A 15,470-nucleotide genomic window follows, 5' to 3' on the forward strand; every position below is an offset into this window, starting at 1 on the left:
CAGCGATTGTATCGCCCGAGGCTAACGTGTTTTCGGGGCCACGAACGGTGGCTTGACCACTTCGCATTCGACGGCGCGGCCACGCACGTCGACGTTCACCCGCTGCCCGTCGGCGATGTCGTTGGCGGTGTCGATGAGCGCCAGCGCGATACCGACTTTCAGTGACGGCGAGAACGTTCCCGAGGTCGTGGTCCCGATCCGGGTGTCCCCGTCGAGCACCGCGAGATCGGCGCGCAGCACTCCGCGGCCGACGGCTTTGAGGCCGCGCAGCACCCGGGCCGGTCCGGCTTCCTTCTCGGCGAGCAGCGCGTCGCGCCCCCAGAACGCGTCCTTCTTCCATCCGATCGCCCAGCCGCAGCGGGCCTGCAGCGGCGAGATGTCCAGCGACAGCTCGTGTCCGTGCAGCGGGTAGCCCATCTCGGTGCGCAGGGTGTCGCGGGCGCCCAGGCCCGCGGGCTCGCCGCCGGCCGCGCGCACAGCCGTGACGAGGGCGTCGAATACCACGCCGGCGCGGTCCCAGGCCGGCAGCAGTTCGTAGCCCTGCTCGCCGGTGTAGCCGGTGCGGCACACCCGGACGAACACGCCGTCGTATTCGGCATCGGCGTAGCCCATGTAGTCCATGTCGGTAGGCAGCCCGAGCGCGCCGAGCACCTCGGCGGACTTCGGCCCCTGCACGGCCAGTACGGCGTAGGAGCGGTGTTCGTCGGTGATGGTCAGCCCGTCGGGGGCGTTCTTGCGCAGTTCGGCGACGACAGCCGCGGTGTTCGCGGCGTTGGGCACGAGGAAGATCTCGTCGTCGGAGACGTAGTAGGCGATCAGGTCGTCAATCACGCCGCCCGACTCGGTGCAGCACAGGGTGTACTGCGCCTTGCCCGCTCCGATGCGGTTCAGGTCGTTGGTCAGGGCAGAGTTCACGTAGGCCGCCGCACCCGGTCCTTTGACCAGTGCCTTGCCGAGGTGGCTGACGTCGAACAGGCCGACGGATTCACGCGTGGCGTTGTGCTCGGAGACGGTACCGGCGTAGGACACCGGCATCAGCCATCCGCCGAACTCGGCGAAACTGGCCCCCAGTTCGCGGTGGCGGTCTTCCAACGGTCCGTGCAGCAGGTCGTCACTCACGAGTTCACCCTAAACTGCCTGCCGGATCGGGCCGACGGATTGCACACTGGTCGGGTGGTCGATTTCGATGCACTGGCCGCCGCCGGGATTACCGATGCGCGGGACCGTGCCCCGCTCATCGAGTACCTCGACGGGCTGGGTTTCACCGCCGAGCAGATGATCGAGGCCGAGTCCCGGGGTCGGCTGTTCGGGCTGGCCGGGGATGTCCTGCAGTGGTCGGGTCCGCCGGAATTCTGTCTGGCCGATGTGGCCGCCGAGCTCGACGTCCCGCTGGAAGATGTGCAGCGGGCGTGGGCCGCGCTGGGCCTGACCGTGGCCGGCTGCGAGGTGAAGACGCTGAGCAGGGCCGATCTGGAGACCTTGCGCACCTGGGCGGAGTTGCGGTTGCTGGTCGGCGACGTCGAGGCCACCGGCCTGCTGCGCGTGATCGGTTCGGGTATGGCTCGCCTGGCCGAAGCGCTGTCGGCGATGAGCCGAGCCAGCACGCCCGACGTCCAGCTCAACGTGTCCCACGATGAGCTCATCACCGCCAAGGCCTACCGGACGGCCGCCGGGTTCATCCCCCGGATCGGCTCGATGATCGATGCCGTGCACCGCCACCATGTGATGAGTGCGCGCAGCTATTTCGAGCACGTCGTTCACGACGACTCTTCGAATGTGTTGTGCGGCATCGGTTTTGCCGACCTGTCCGGGTTCACCACGCTCACCCAGATGTTGACGTCCGCCGAGCTGTCAGCACTGCTCAACGAGTTCAGTGCCACCAGCACCGAAGTTGTGCACGCCGCCGGCTGCCGCGTCGTCAAGTTCCTCGGGGACGCCATCATGTGGGTCGGCTCCGAACCCGCCGAGCTACTCCAGGTCGCCGTAAACCTGGTGACCCACCCCCGAGCCGCCGAGACCCATCTACAGGTGCGCGCCGGACTCGATTTCGGCGAAATGCTGGCCATCGGCGGCGACTACTTCGGCAATCCGGTGAATCGGGCGGCTCGCCTCGTCGCGGCCGCCGAGCCCAGCCAGGTCCTGGCGTCCGAGCCGCTGCGCGAACTCCTCGACGGGCAGGCGTTCGCGCCGCCTCGCTCTCTGACGCTGAAGGGCTTCGCCAAGCCGGTCGCCGCCTACCCGCTGCGTCTAGGCTGGGCGGGGTGAGCCCCGCAAATCCCGGTTACCAGGTTCCCAACGTCACCGTCAGCGCCTCGATGCCCAAACGCAAGAGCGACGCTGTACTGATCGTTCCCGTGGTCAGCGGGCCGGATGACGACGCGACCGCGACCGTCGTCGGCAACCCATTCCTCGACGCCGAGGCGGTCGGTGAGATCGACGTCGCGCTCGCCGCGCTCGGCGCGAAGGGGGGCACCGACCAGGTCACCAGGGTGGTGGTGAGTGGCGTCGCGGCTGCCAGTGTGCTGGCCGTCGGCCTGGGCAAGCCGCGCGACGAGTGGTCCGCCGATGCGATCCGCCGGGCCGCAGGCACGGCCGCGCGGTCGTTGAACGGGACCGAGACGGTCGTCACCACGCTGTCCGACATCGATCTGGAAGCCGCCGTCGAGGGCCTGATCCTGGGCTCCTACCGCTTCAACGACTTCCGCAGCGCCAAGACCGCGCCCAAAGACGCCGGCCTCACCGAGATCGTCGCCCTGGCCGCCGATACCAAGGCCGCTACCAAGGCGGAAGCGCAGCGCGCGGTGGACATCGCTTCGGCAGTCGCGACGGCCCGGGATTTCGTCAACACCCCGCCCAGCCACCTTTTTCCGGACGAATTCGCCAAGCGCGCAAAGGCTTTGGGTGAGGACGCCGGGCTTGAGGTCGAGGTGCTCGACGACAAAGCTCTGGCGAAGGCCGGATACGGCGGCATCGTGGGTGTCGGCAAGGGGTCATCGCGCCCGCCGCGCCTGGTGCGGTTGATCCACCGGGGCGCCAAGGGCAAGAAGGCCAAGCGGGTCGCGCTCGTCGGGAAGGGCATCACGTTCGACACCGGCGGCATCTCGATCAAGCCGGCCGCCAACATGCATCACATGACCTCGGACATGGGTGGTGCCGCCGCGGTCATCGCGACAGTGGTGCTGGCCGCCAGGCAGAACCTTCCGATCGAGGTGATCGCGACCGTGCCGATGGCCGAGAACATGCCGTCGTCGACCGCGCAGCGCCCGGGCGATGTGCTGACCCAGTACGGCGGGATCACCGTCGAGGTGCTCAACACCGACGCCGAAGGTCGTCTGATCCTGGCCGACGCGATCGTGCGGGCGTGCGAGGACGAGCCGGATTATCTGATCGAGACATCTACCCTGACCGGCGCGCAGACCGTGGCCCTGGGTTCCCGCACGCCGGGCGTGATGGGTAGCGACGAGTTCCGTGACCGGGTGGCGACGCTGTCTCAGTCCGTCGGCGAGAACGGCTGGGCCATGCCGTTACCCGAGGAACTGAAGGACGACCTGAAGTCGACGGTGGCGGACCTGGCCAACGTCAGCGGGTCCCGCTACGCCGGGATGCTGGTGGCGGGCACCTATCTGCGCGAGTTCGTCGCCGACGGGGTCCAGTGGTCGCACATCGACGTCGCCGCCCCGGCTTACAACACCGGAGGGCCTTGGGGTTACACGCCCAAGGGCGGCACCGGAGTGCCGACGCGCACGATGTTCGCGGTCCTGGAGGATATCGCCGACAACGGCTGATCGGGCCAGAGCCGACGTGAACAAGATGCCGAGAATCGCTCGCAGTCTCGCCATCTTGTTCGCGTTGGGCTCAGTGCTTTCCGGCTGTTCCGGAACGTCGGAAACCCCGAGCCCGGGCACCCAGACCACGACACCGCGGCCGCCTGTCACCACGCAGACCTCCCCCGCCGGTGCGCAGCCGCTCCTGGCGGCGGACCCGGGTCGGCTGGCGCAGGATCTGGTCGCCGACGAGCGCGCCCTGCGCGATCCGTCGACACCGGAGACGGCGCTGATACAGGCGGCCCGGCGTCAGCAGGTCGCCTACCGGGCCATCGGCCGCCACCCCGAATGGGACGCGATCATCCGGCCCCGCATCCCCGCGGAACTGGTCGCGTTCTACGACCACAATGTCGATGCGCGGCGGCAACTCGCCACGCTGGCCGAGCCCAGGGACAGCCTGCCCGCGTGGCGGATCAACCCGCCGGCTCCGCCTCAGGTGCTCCTGGACGCGTACCGCGAGGCCGAGGCGGCCTCCGGTGTGAGCTGGAATTACCTTGCGGCGATCAACCTGATCGAGACGCACTTCGGCAGCGTCACCGGCGACAGCTCGGCCGGCGCGCAGGGGCCGATGCAGTTCATGCCATCCACATTTGCCGCGTACGGCCTGGGCGGCGACATCCACTCACCCCGGGACAGCATCATGGCCGCCGGAAATTACCTGGCCGCCAACGGTTTTGCGCACGACCCCGACAACGCCCTGTTCCGGTACAACAACGCCGACGAGTACGTGCGAGCGGTCACCGACTATGCCGCCGCGATGGCCGCCGATCCCGCGGCGTTCGGCGCGTTCTACCGCTGGGATGTGTACTACGTATCCACCGCGGGTGACGTACTACTGCCCATCGGGTACGCCGCGGAGTCGCGGATACCCGTCGGCGAGTACCTGACGGCCCACCCGCAGTAGCGGTCTACAGGGAGCCCGACCGCGCCACCCGGCGCAGCGCCGAGGGCACCAGCCGTGCCACGCCGTAGGCGGCATAGGCCTCCGGGGTGACGGGACGGATCGCCTTGTCCTTGCGGACCGCGGCGACGATGGCCTTGGCCACCTTGTCCGGCCCGTAGCGCCGCGCGGCGAAGGCCTTCTTCGTCGCCGCGCGCAACTGCTCCACCTGATCCTGCTTTTCGGCAGGGACGTCGAAGCGGGTGGTGTCGATGATGTTGGTGTCGATCATGCCCGGGCAGATCGTGGTCAAACCGACTCCCGCCGCCTCCAATTCGGCGCGCAGGCAGTCGGAGAACATGAACACTGCGGCCTTACTGGTCGAGTAGGCGTTCATCGAAGCCGACGGCGAATAGGCGGCCATCGAGGCCACGTTGACGATGTGGCCGCCGGTACCGCGGTCGACGAGGCGGCGGGCGAATGACCTGCAGCAGTTGACGACTCCCCCGAGGTTCACATCGAGCACCCGGTCGAACTGCTCGGCCGGGGTGTCGAGGAACTTGCCGCCGTGGCCGATTCCGGCGTTGTTGACCACCACGTCGGGCACCCCGTGTGCGCTGCAGACCTGTTCGACGAAACTTTCCACCGCCTCGGCGTCGGACACGTCGAGCCCATAGGCGTGCGCTACTCCGCCGCGCGCGGCGATCTCGTTGGCGGTGGCCTTGGCCGAAGCCTCGTCGATATCGCTGACCACCAGTTCAGCGCCCTGCGCGGCGAAGGCGAGAGCGGTGGCACGGCCGATGCCGCTGCCTGCACCGGTCACCGAAACCAGTGTGTCGCTGAAGGGGTCACGCGAGCGGCCGACCTGGGCACGCCGCAGTGCCCGGGAGGCCGGGGCACCCTCGATGTGATCGATCAGTTCGGCTGTCGCGTTGGCGATGGCCCGCCAGTGTGAGAACGGCGCCCAGTGGCCGGCTTTCAGGTCGCGGCGCCACAACAGCGGCACCCACTTGGACGACTCGTCATAGCCGTGCCCGCGCACCACGGGATCGTGGTCGTTGCAGATCAACTGCACGGGCACCGTCACATAGTGGTCGCTCCGCAGCGTCGTGAACGAGCGAATCGCGTTGGCGCGGTAGATCTTCAGCCCGTTGGCAGCATCGGTGTCGAGCGTCTCGGACTGGAACTTGGGGCCGGCGGTGTCGATGGCCTGCAGTCGACGCGCGGCACCGCGCCGCATCAGGGCCGGCGCGACGACGGGGACCGAGAACGGGATCCAGTAGCTGAACCGCGAGGCCAGGTTCACCGCCTTGGCGAACCGGATGGGCCGGTACGGGCGGGCCAGGCGGCCGCGCACGAAGGATCCGTAGTGGTCGGTGCTGGGTCCCGACACCGACGTGAAGGACGCCATCCGCTCGGAGGCCTCGGGCCGGCTCAGGTACTCCCATACGCCGACCGACCCCCAGTCGTGGGCCAGCACGTGCACAGGGCGGCCGGGACTCACGGCGTCGATCACCGCGGACAGGTCATCGGCGAAGCGATCCATGCGATAGGCGGCGACGGCCTTGGGAACATCCGAGGCCCCGGCGCCGCGGTTGTCGTACCGCACGATGTGGAAGCGGTCCCCGAGTTCGCCCGTGACACCGTTCCACAGCACGTGGGAGTCCGGCCAGCCATGGGCCATCACCAGCGTGGGGCGCTGCCGGTCCCCTTGTTCGTAAACCGCGATACGGGTTCCGTCCGAGCTGTCGACGAAGCGCTGCATAGTCCACCCTCCACGAGGTACCTGTGACGAACAGTATCCAATACCGGAGGTACCGGTTGCCTTGACTCTAACGGTCGTCGAGTTCGCGGTACACGGCGCGCTGCCGTTCGATGCGTCGACGCGCGTCGTAGTCCCGCATCCGTTGCGGATATCCCACCTTCTGCACGTCGTACACGGGGATCTGCAAACGCTCGCTGAGCCTGCGCGCGCCCGCCTCGCCACCCGTGCGGCGCCGCGTCCATTCCCCGTCCGCAGCAACGAGCACCACGGTCACCTCCGTGACGGTGGTGCGGGGTTCGACGAATGCCTCGACCCCGACATGCTCGGCCACCCAACGTTGCAGATACTGCAGGTCTCCGGCCTGGTCGCTGCCGGATCCGCGCGCCGACCGGTTTCGGCGAAACGTATCGAACAGGCCCAACGGACGGATCTCCTCAGCTCTGGGGAAGTTCGACGAACCGCCCTGCAAACCCTCACTCGATAGTGCCAGAGGATCGGCAACCCTGAGTGAGTGCGAATGTTGCTGCAGTGACAGGATGGTTCCGACAATCCACCTAGGTGCCGTACCCAGTGCACCTAGCTGTGGTAAGCCAGAGTTCGAGTCGTCACAAGTGACCGTCCGAGGAGTCAATACATGGCCATCTCCGTCCAGATGCCCGCGCTAGGTGAGAGCGTCACCGAGGGGACCGTCACCCGCTGGCTGAAACAAGAGGGCGACACCGTCGAACTCGACGAGCCTCTGCTGGAGGTGTCCACGGACAAGGTCGACACCGAGATCCCGTCGCCCGCCGCGGGTGTGCTGACGAAGATCGTCGCCCAGGAGGACGACACCGTCGAGATCGGTGGCGAGCTCGCCGTCATCGGCGACGCCGGCGAACAAGCGTCCGCAGCACCGGCCTCGGAGCCGGAAGTCAAACCCGAACCCGAGCCGCAGCCCGAGGCCACCGCGCCCTCGGCCGCGCCGGCCGAGACTGCTGCCCCGGAGCCCGCGGCCCCGGCACAGCCGGCGCCGTCCGCCCCGGCTCCCGCCGCCTCCGGGTCGGCCACCACCGTCGTGATGCCCGAGTTGGGTGAGTCGGTCACCGAGGGCACCGTCACCCGCTGGCTCAAGAAGGTCGGCGACTCGGTCGGCCTCGACGAGCCACTCGTCGAGGTGTCCACAGACAAGGTCGACACCGAGATCCCGTCGCCGGTGGCCGGCACCCTGCTGGAGATCACCGCCGAAGAGGACGACACCGTAGCCGTCGGCGGCGAGCTGGCGAAGATCGGTGACGCCTCCGCGGCGCCGGCCGCTGCTCCGGCCCCGGCGGCCCCCGCTCCGGCACCTGCTCCCGAGCCCAAGCCGGAACCCAAGCCCGAGCCCACGCCGGAATCCAAGGCCGAGCCGGCCCCCGCTGCTCCGGCCCCGGCTGCCCCCGCCCCCGCACCGACTCCCGCGGCTCCGGCAGCAGCCGGAGACGGCTCGCCGTACGTCACCCCGTTGGTGCGAAAGTTGGCCGCTGAGAACGGTGTCGACCTCGCATCGGTGAAGGGCACCGGTGTCGGTGGCCGCGTCCGCAAGCAGGATGTGCTCGCCGCGGCCGAGGCCAAAAAGGCTCCCTCGGCTCCGGCCGCACCGGCGGCCCCTGCCGCGGCCGCACCTGCCGCCTCCTCGGCGGCCCCGTCCCCGGCGCTGGCGCACCTGCGCGGAACGACGCAGAAGGCCAACCGGATTCGCCAGATCACCGCGAAGAAGACGCGGGAATCGTTGCAGGCGACTGCGCAGTTGACCCAGACCCACGAGGTCGACATGACCAAGATCGTGGCGTTGCGCGCCCGGGCGAAGGCAGATTTCGCCGAGCGCGAGGGTGTCAACCTCACCTACCTGCCGTTCATCGCCCGCGCCGTCATCGATGCGTTGAAGATCCACCCGAACATCAACGCCAGCTACAACGAGGACACCAAGGAGATCACCTACTACGACGCCGAGCACCTCGGCTTCGCGGTCGATACCGACCAGGGTCTGCTCTCCCCGGTGATCCACAACGCCGGCGACCTGTCGCTGGGCGGGTTGGCGCGCGCCATCTCCGATATCGCGGCCCGGGCCCGGTCGGGCAACCTCAAGCCCGACGAGTTGTCCGGCGGCACGTTCACCATCACCAACATAGGCAGCCAGGGCGCGCTGTTCGACACCCCGATCCTGGTGCCGCCGCAGGCGGCGATGCTGGGCACCGGGGCGATCGTCAAGCGACCGCGGGTGATCTCCGATGAGTACGGCAATGAGTCGATCGGTGTGCGCTCGGTGTGCTACCTGCCGCTGACCTACGACCACCGGCTGATCGACGGCGCAGACGCCGGCCGGTTCGTGACCACCATCAAGCGCAGGCTCGAAGAAGGTGCTTTCGAGGCCGACCTCGGGCTGTAAACGCCGTTAGGAGGGGCTCCCCACTGTGGCGGACGCCGTCATCGCGATAGCGGGATCATCCGGTCTGATCGGTTCGGCGCTGGTAACAGCGCTGCGCGCTGCCGATCGCCGGGTGCTCCGGATCGTACGCAGGGCACCATCGAACGGCGACGAGCTGTTCTGGAACCCCGACACCGGCGAGTTCGACGCCGGGGCGCTTCAGGGCGTGGACGCGGTGGTGAACCTCTGCGGCGTCGGCGTCGGCGACAAACGGTGGTCGGGCGCCTTCAAACAGAGCCTGCGCGACAGCCGGATCGGCCCCACCGAGGTGCTGGCCGGGGCGGTCGCCGATGCCGGGGTGCCGGTGCTGATCAATGCGAGCGCGGTCGGCTACTACGGCGACACCCGGGACCGGGTGACCGACGAGTCCGCGCCCGAAGGGCGCGGTTTCCTTGCCGGGCTGTGCGCGGACTGGGAAGCGGCGACCGCGCCGGCCGTCGCCGCCGGGACGCGAGTGGTGCTGCTGCGCACCGGGCTGGTCATGTCCCCGTCGGGCGGCATGGTGAACCGGCTCAAGCCGCTGTTCTCTCTCGGCCTGGGCGCCAGGCTGGGCAACGGCAGGCAGTACATCCCGTGGATCAGCCTGGAGGACGAGATCCGCGCGGTGCTGTTCGCGATGGCGACCGAAAGCCTGTCCGGCCCCGTCAATCTCACCGGGCCGGCCCCGGTGACCAACGCCGAGTTCACCGCGGCACTGGGCCGGGCGCTCAACCGTCCCACCCCGGTGATGGTTCCGGGATTCGCGCTGCGCACGCTGCTCGGTGAGATCGCCGACGAAGGACTGCTCATCGGCCAGCGCGCGATCCCCGCTGCCCTGGAACGGGCCGGATTCAGCTTCCACCACAACACCGTCGGCGAGGCGCTGGCGTACGCCACCGCGCCCAAGGACTAGCGAGCTGACGTAGCCCGGTAGTCCTCGATCACCGTCATGGCATCGTCGAACGAACGGTCCATATAGGTCAGCGATATTGCGACGTCACCGCCGGCCAGCCGCCGATTGGCCCGGCCCAATCGACCCACCAGCGTCGTCGACGGAAACCGTTGCGGGTCCGCCAGGCGCAGCATGATGAAGTTCTGATAGCGGTCCTTGAACACCGTCACATCGACGATCTCGTCCCACGGGATGACCGTCTCCGACCACCGCTTGTAGTAGATGCCGTCGGGCGCCACCCGGACCTGCTCGCTGCGGTCCAACAGCCCGATCACCGCGATGACCACCAGGCTCAGGGAAATCAGGCAACTGGCCCCACCGAGTGCCCGGTACAGCAGCGAGAGCTCAGCGTTCAAGGTCATCGAGGCCGATATCGCGGCGAAAAGCGGCGTGAACAACAGCAGCAGCACCAGTCGCCACGGCGAGAAGCGAGCGGAAAAGGTCGGCACCGTCCGACGATATCGGGCGCAAACCCCTGCGCCGGTCAGCAATTTTGCGCGCGAGTAGCGTGGACGATCATGGCAGCATCCATCCGCTCGGCGCCGACACCGGTGGCGGTGCGGCAGCTGGGGACGGTCGATTACGAAGCCGCCTGGGAACTACAGCGCGAGATCGCCGATGCCAGGGTGGCCGGTGGGCCCGACACTCTGCTGCTGCTGCAGCACCCTGCGGTCTACACCGCCGGCAAGCGGACCGAGCCGCACGAACGCCCGGTGGACGGCACTCCCGTCGTCGACACGGACCGCGGTGGCAAGATCACCTGGCACGGGCCCGGACAGTTGGTGGGCTACCCCATCATCGGCCTGACCGAGCCGCTCGACGTCGTGAATTTCGTTCGGCGCCTTGAGGAAGCACTCATCAGCGTGTGCGCGGATCTCGGTCTGCAGGCGGGCCGGGTCGAGGGACGGTCCGGGGTGTGGGTTCCCGGCGATGGGCTGCGGCCGGCCCGCAAGGTCGGCGCGATCGGCATCCGGGTGTCCCGGGCCACGACGCTGCACGGGTTCGCGCTGAACTGTGACTGCGATCTGTCGGCGTTCTCGTCGATCGTGCCGTGCGGGATCGCGGATGCCGGCGTGACATCGCTGACGGCGGAACTCGGCCGTCGCATCACCGTCGAGGACGTCACCGGCCGCGTCGCCGCGGCCGTGTCCGACGCGCTCGACGGACGCCTGGAAGTAGCGCTGAACGTAGGATGAACCAGTGACTGTGGTGCCTGAAGGTCGGAAGCTGCTGCGTCTGGAAGTGCGGAACGCGCAGACGCCCATCGAACGCAAGCCACCGTGGATCAAGACCAGGGCCAAGATGGGTCCGGAGTACACCGAGCTCAAGGGCCTGGTTCGCCGCGAAGGCCTGCACACGGTGTGCGAGGAGGCCGGCTGCCCCAACATCTTCGAATGCTGGGAGGACCGGGAAGCCACGTTCCTGATCGGCGGCGAGCAGTGCACCCGCCGCTGTGACTTCTGCCAGATCGATACCGGCAAGCCGGCCGAGCTGGACCGCGACGAGCCGCGCCGGGTCGCCGAGAGTGTGCAGGCGATGGGGCTGAAGTACTCCACGGTGACCGGGGTGGCCCGCGATGACCTGCCCGACGGCGGGGCCTGGCTGTACGCGGAGACGGTCCGTCAGATCCATGCGCTGAACCCGAACACCGGCGTGGAGTTGTTGGCCCCGGACTTCAACGGTGAGCCCGCACAGCTTCAGGAAGTTTTCGAGTCGCGCCCAGAAGTGTTCGCGCACAACGTCGAAACGGTGCCGCGCATCTTCAAGCGCATTCGGCCGGCGTTCCGCTACGACCGCAGCCTTGCGGTCATCACCTCCGCCCGCGACTTCGGTCTGGTCACCAAATCGAACCTGATCCTCGGGATGGGCGAGACCTCCGAGGAAGTGCGCGAGGCCCTTAACGACCTGCACGATGCGGGCTGCGACATCGTCACCATCACCCAGTACCTGCGGCCGTCACCGCGTCACCATCCGGTCGAACGCTGGGTCCACCCCGACGAGTTCGTCGAGTTGTCGAGCTATGCCGAGGGCCTGGGATTCGCCGGTGTGCTGGCCGGACCACTGGTCCGTTCGTCCTACCGCGCGGGCCGGCTCTATGCCCAGGCCGCGCGGGTTCGGTTCGCGGATCGACCCCCCGTATCCTGAAGTAATGGCGAAAACCCGCACTGCCGCAGAAACGAAGGCGGCAAAGGCCGAGGCGAAGGCTGCCCGTAAGGCGGCCTCGAAACAGCGGCGCAGTCAGCTGTGGCAGGCATTCCAGATCCAGCGCAAAGAGGACAAGCGCCTGCTGCCGTACATGATCGGCGCGTTCGTGCTGATCGTGGCCGCCGCTGTGGTCGCCGGCCTGCTCATCGGCGGGTTCACCATGTACACGATGGTGCCGCTCGGTGTGGTGCTGGGCGCGCTCGTCGCGTTCATCATCTTCGGCCGCCGGGCCCAGAAGTCGGTGTACAAGAAGGCCGAGGGCCAGACGGGTGCCGCGGCCTGGGCGCTCGACAACCTGCGTGGCAAGTGGCGGGTCACCCCGGGTGTCGCCGCGACGGGTCACTTCGACGCAGTGCACCGGGTGATCGGTCGTCCGGGTGTGATCTTCGTCGGTGAGGGTTCGGCCACCCGGGTCAAGCCGCTGCTGGCGCAGGAGAAGAAGCGCACCGCCCGCCTGGTCGGCGAGATCCCGATCTACGACATCGTGGTCGGCAACGGTGAGGGCGAGGTGCCGCTATCCAAGCTGGAGCGCCACCTGAACAAGCTGCCGGCCAACATCACCGTCAAACAGATGGACTCGATCGAGTCCCGGCTCGCTGCACTGGGCACCAAGGCCGGTCCGGCCGGCATGCCCAAGGGTCCGATGCCCGCCGGCGCGAAGATGCGTGGCGTGCAGCGCACGGTGCGTCGGCGCTAGGTTCAGCGCCGCACCACCGCGGTCTTCGATGCCAGGTCGTGGAGACCTCGATGGTCCTCGTCGGTGAACAGCGCCGGGATGACCAGCACGATCAACAGGTTGCGGGTGAGCGCCCGGCCCAACCCGACGTGGTCGCGACCGTCGAGCGGGATCACCGCCAGACCCAGCAGGTACTGGCCCGGGGTGAAGCCGAACAAGCGCACGGCGGCGACCCCGATCACCAACCACACCAGCAGTGCGATGTTCCGGAAATCCATCGAGTACAGCAGTTCGTCGCGACTCATCAGCCCGAAGGACACTGCCAGCACCGCCGTCAGGCCCAGCGAGATCAGCCAGTCGGCCAGAATGGCACCGACGCGCCGGCCGAATCGGGCGATCGACCCGGACCCCTGCTGGGGCAGTCCGAGCCGCTCGCCCGGATATCCACTGGCGGGTTCGGAGGAAGGTCCGGACAGCCAAGTTCCCATCGTGCGCGCCATAGGGCCAGAATAGGCGTGGCCGGTTTCGTTGCGGCGAGTAGCTCATGTCACAGAGAACGGTCATCGCGTAACTTGCGCGCAACATATGGTTGACGACTGCGCAACATCGTGTCCTTAGCGTCAACCCGCGGGTTACCAGTAAAGGAGAACACTGAAGTGGCAGAAAAGACGTCCGACGACATCTTCAAGCTGATCAAGGACGAGAACGTCGAGTACGTCGACATTCGCTTCTGCGATCTGCCAGGCGTCGTCCAGCACTTCTCGATCCCGGCGTCGGCGTTCGACGAGAGCGTATTCGAGGACGGCCTCGCGTTCGACGGCTCGTCGGTCCGCGGATTCCAGTCGATCCACGAATCCGACATGATGCTGCTGCCGGACCCCGACACCGCCCGCATCGATCCCTTCCGCGCCGCCAAGACGCTGAACCTGAGCTTCTTCGTGCACGACCCGTTCACCCGCGAGGCCTACTCGCGTGACCCGCGCAACGTGGCCCGCAAGGCGGAGAACTACCTGGCCAGCACGGGTATCGCCGATACCTGTTTCTTCGGTGCCGAGGCCGAGTTCTACATCTTCGACTCGGTGAGCTTCGACTCCCGCATGAACGGCACCTTCTACGAGGTGGATTCCGAGTCGGCATGGTGGAACACCGGCGAGCCCTCCGAGGCCGACGGCCGTCCCAACCTCGGTTACAAGGTCCGCCCCAAGGGTGGCTACTTCCCCGTGGCGCCGTACGACCACTACGTCGACCTGCGCGACGAGATGTCGACCAACCTGATCAACGCCGGGTTCACCCTGGAGCGCGGCCACCACGAGGTGGGTACCGCCGGTCAGGCCGAGATCAACTACAAGTTCAACACGCTGCTTCACGCGGCCGACGACGTGCAGCTGTTCAAGTACATCATCAAGAACACCGCGTGGCAGAACGGCAAGACCGTCACATTCATGCCCAAGCCGCTGTTCGGTGACAACGGTTCCGGCATGCACGCCCACCAGTCGCTGTGGAAAGACGGCAAGCCGCTGTTCCACGACGAGTCCGGCTACGCGGGGCTGTCCGACCTGGCCCGCCACTACATCGGCGGCATCCTGCACCATGCCCCGTCGCTGCTGGCGTTCACCAACCCGACGGTCAACTCCTACAAGCGTCTGGTGCCGGGCTACGAGGCTCCGATCAACCTGGTCTACAGCCAGCGCAACCGCTCGGCCTGCGTCCGTATCCCGATCACCGGCAACAACCCGAAGGCCAAGCGCCTCGAGTTCCGCTGCCCGGACAGCTCGGGTAACCCGTACCTGGCATTCGCAGCCATGCTGATGGCCGGCATCGACGGCATCAAGAAGAAGATGGAGCCGCTGGCCCCGGTCGACAAGGACCTCTACGAGCTGCCGCCGGACGAGGCCGCCAACATCCCGCAGGCCCCGACCTCGCTGGCCGCGGTCATCGACAGGCTCGAAGAAGATCACGAGTACCTCACCGAGGGCGGCGTGTTCACCGAGGACCTGATCGAGACCTGGATCTCCTACAAGCGGGAGAACGAGATCATGCCGATCCAGATCCGGCCTCACCCCTACGAGTTCTCGCTCTACTACGACGTGTAAGTCGGCACCGCCGACGCGACGTGTAAGTCGGCACCGCCGACGCGACGTGTAAGTCGCAGTAGAACGGCCAGGCCGGGCACATCCGATTCGGGTGTCGCCCGGCCTTTCCGTATCCACAGACCGTGATCAGTCACGTCGATTTCCACTCCCGGGTCGTCGATGTTCGATGAGCACGACCCAGGCGTAGAAACAGCGGTCCCTGCCCGCACAATGGACCGATGCGGGTTCTGGTGCAGCGGGTGACATCGGCGAGTGTTGCGGTCGACGGCGAAATCGTCGGCTCGATCGCGCCGAACCCGCAGGGGCTGGTCGCCCTGGTCGGGGCGACCCATGACGATGACGCCACCAAGGCCCGGCGGATGGCCGAAAAGCTCTGGCAATTGCGGATTCTCGACGGTGAGAAGTCCGCGGCGGACGTTGCCGCACCCATCCTGGTGATCAGCCAGTTCACGCTGTACGCCAACACCGACAAAGGCAGGCGCCCGTCCTGGAACGCGGCCGCACCCGGTGCCGTTGCTGAACCTCTGGTGGCGGAATTCGCGGACGCACTCAAGAAGTTGGGTGCGGTTGTGCAAACAGGAGTTTTCGGGGCTCATATGAAGGTGGAACTAGTCAATGACGGACCGGTAACGGTGCTGCTCGAGCTGTGAGTT

General features: G+C 67.5%; 15 protein-coding genes. 10 read left to right on the top strand and 5 right to left on the bottom strand.

Annotated elements, in window-relative coordinates; translation table 11 throughout:
* Positions 1 to 21: 21 nt before the first annotated feature.
* A complete protein-coding gene (gene gcvT, locus AB0876_RS24405; RefSeq protein WP_526043133.1) occupies positions 22 to 1,119 on the bottom strand; it encodes a glycine cleavage system aminomethyltransferase GcvT in 1,098 nt (365 codons plus the stop codon).
* Positions 1,120 to 1,173: 54 nt separating this feature from the next.
* Here gcvT and AB0876_RS24410 point away from each other — a divergent pair, with 54 nt between their 5' ends.
* Genes AB0876_RS24410 through AB0876_RS24420 form a run of 3 tightly spaced genes read left to right on the top strand, consistent with a single transcriptional unit; the run spans position 1,174 to position 4,728 of the window.
* Positions 1,174 to 2,265, top strand: coding sequence for an adenylate/guanylate cyclase domain-containing protein (locus AB0876_RS24410; RefSeq protein WP_526043134.1), 1,092 nt, complete (start codon positions 1,174 to 1,176; stop codon positions 2,263 to 2,265).
* Positions 2,262 to 3,785, top strand: coding sequence for a leucyl aminopeptidase (locus AB0876_RS24415; protein WP_526043135.1), 1,524 nt, complete (start codon positions 2,262 to 2,264; stop codon positions 3,783 to 3,785). The genes AB0876_RS24410 and AB0876_RS24415 overlap by 4 nt, the downstream gene beginning before the upstream one ends.
* Before the next feature lie 25 nt (positions 3,786 to 3,810).
* On the top strand, positions 3,811 to 4,728 hold the full coding sequence (locus AB0876_RS24420; RefSeq protein WP_491840566.1) for a lytic transglycosylase domain-containing protein: 918 nt from the start codon (positions 3,811 to 3,813) through the stop codon (positions 4,726 to 4,728).
* A gap of 4 nt (positions 4,729 to 4,732) precedes the next feature.
* On the opposite strand, the gene AB0876_RS24425 is transcribed toward AB0876_RS24420, so the two are convergent.
* Positions 4,733 to 6,469, bottom strand: a complete 1,737-nt coding sequence (locus tag AB0876_RS24425; RefSeq protein WP_526043136.1) for an SDR family oxidoreductase — start codon at positions 6,467 to 6,469, stop codon at positions 4,733 to 4,735.
* A gap of 67 nt (positions 6,470 to 6,536) precedes the next feature.
* On the bottom strand, positions 6,537 to 6,890 hold the full coding sequence (locus AB0876_RS24430) for an oxidoreductase (RefSeq protein ID WP_526043137.1): 354 nt from the start codon (positions 6,888 to 6,890) through the stop codon (positions 6,537 to 6,539).
* 213 nt (positions 6,891 to 7,103) lie between these two features.
* Between AB0876_RS24430 and sucB the strand changes: the two genes are divergently transcribed.
* Together sucB and AB0876_RS24440 are read left to right on the top strand one after the other, a co-directional pair.
* On the top strand, positions 7,104 to 8,873 hold the full coding sequence (sucB, locus tag AB0876_RS24435; protein ID WP_526043138.1) for a 2-oxoglutarate dehydrogenase, E2 component, dihydrolipoamide succinyltransferase: 1,770 nt from the start codon (positions 7,104 to 7,106) through the stop codon (positions 8,871 to 8,873).
* A gap of 25 nt (positions 8,874 to 8,898) precedes the next feature.
* On the top strand, positions 8,899 to 9,804 hold the full coding sequence (locus AB0876_RS24440) for a TIGR01777 family oxidoreductase (protein WP_491840562.1): 906 nt from the start codon (positions 8,899 to 8,901) through the stop codon (positions 9,802 to 9,804).
* Here AB0876_RS24440 and AB0876_RS24445 read toward each other — a convergent pair.
* The gene (locus AB0876_RS24445) at positions 9,801 to 10,292 is read right to left on the bottom strand and encodes an STM3941 family protein (RefSeq protein ID WP_491840561.1); all 492 of its coding nucleotides are present in this window, start codon (positions 10,290 to 10,292) and stop codon (positions 9,801 to 9,803) included. The two genes, AB0876_RS24440 and AB0876_RS24445, sit on opposite strands and share 4 nt — an antisense overlap.
* 69 nt (positions 10,293 to 10,361) lie before the next feature.
* On the opposite strand from AB0876_RS24445, the gene lipB reads away from it, so the two are divergent.
* Genes lipB through AB0876_RS24460 form a run of 3 tightly spaced genes read left to right on the top strand, consistent with a single transcriptional unit; the run spans position 10,362 to position 12,745 of the window.
* A complete protein-coding gene (gene lipB, locus AB0876_RS24450; protein ID WP_491840560.1) occupies positions 10,362 to 11,039 on the top strand; it encodes a lipoyl(octanoyl) transferase LipB in 678 nt (225 codons plus the stop codon).
* Between the two features lie 4 nt (positions 11,040 to 11,043).
* Positions 11,044 to 11,988, top strand: a complete 945-nt coding sequence (lipA, locus tag AB0876_RS24455) for a lipoyl synthase (RefSeq protein WP_526043139.1) — start codon at positions 11,044 to 11,046, stop codon at positions 11,986 to 11,988.
* 4 nt (positions 11,989 to 11,992) lie between these two features.
* Positions 11,993 to 12,745 carry a DUF4191 domain-containing protein gene (locus AB0876_RS24460; protein ID WP_491840558.1) on the top strand — a complete coding sequence of 251 codons (753 nt, stop codon included), beginning with the start codon at positions 11,993 to 11,995 and terminating at the stop codon, positions 12,743 to 12,745.
* 2 nt (positions 12,746 to 12,747) lie between these two features.
* Here the strand turns inward: AB0876_RS24460 and AB0876_RS24465 are convergent, their stop codons facing one another.
* Positions 12,748 to 13,224 (bottom strand): RDD family protein, encoded by a 477-nt coding sequence (locus tag AB0876_RS24465; RefSeq protein ID WP_491840557.1) that lies wholly within the window; start codon positions 13,222 to 13,224, stop codon positions 12,748 to 12,750.
* Positions 13,225 to 13,380: 156 nt separating this feature from the next.
* Between AB0876_RS24465 and glnA the strand changes: the two genes are divergently transcribed.
* Complete coding sequence (gene glnA / locus AB0876_RS24470) at positions 13,381 to 14,817, top strand: type I glutamate--ammonia ligase (protein ID WP_491840556.1); 1,437 nt, start codon at positions 13,381 to 13,383, stop codon at positions 14,815 to 14,817.
* A 218-nt stretch (positions 14,818 to 15,035) separates the two neighbouring features.
* Positions 15,036 to 15,467: a D-aminoacyl-tRNA deacylase gene (dtd, locus tag AB0876_RS24475; protein WP_491840555.1), complete on the top strand. Its 432-nt coding sequence runs from the start codon at positions 15,036 to 15,038 to the stop codon at positions 15,465 to 15,467.
* Positions 15,468 to 15,470 lie beyond the last annotated feature (3 nt).

The organism is Mycobacterium sp. NPDC049093, assembly GCF_040704635.1.
Taxonomy (GTDB): domain Bacteria; phylum Actinomycetota; class Actinomycetes; order Mycobacteriales; family Mycobacteriaceae; genus Mycobacterium.

Coding starts and splice junctions, on each gene's coding strand:
- AB0876_RS24420 (WP_491840566.1), top strand. CDS start 3,811: ATGCCGAGAATCGCTCGCAGTCTCGCCATCTTGTTCGCGTTGGGCTCA.
- AB0876_RS24425 (WP_526043136.1), bottom strand. CDS start 6,469: ATGCAGCGCTTCGTCGACAGCTCGGACGGAACCCGTATCGCGGTTTAC.
- sucB (WP_526043138.1), top strand. CDS start 7,104: ATGGCCATCTCCGTCCAGATGCCCGCGCTAGGTGAGAGCGTCACCGAG.
- lipB (WP_491840560.1), top strand. CDS start 10,362: ATGGCAGCATCCATCCGCTCGGCGCCGACACCGGTGGCGGTGCGGCAG.
- AB0876_RS24460 (WP_491840558.1), top strand. CDS start 11,993: ATGGCGAAAACCCGCACTGCCGCAGAAACGAAGGCGGCAAAGGCCGAG.
- AB0876_RS24465 (WP_491840557.1), bottom strand. CDS start 13,224: ATGGCGCGCACGATGGGAACTTGGCTGTCCGGACCTTCCTCCGAACCC.
- dtd (WP_491840555.1), top strand. CDS start 15,036: ATGCGGGTTCTGGTGCAGCGGGTGACATCGGCGAGTGTTGCGGTCGAC.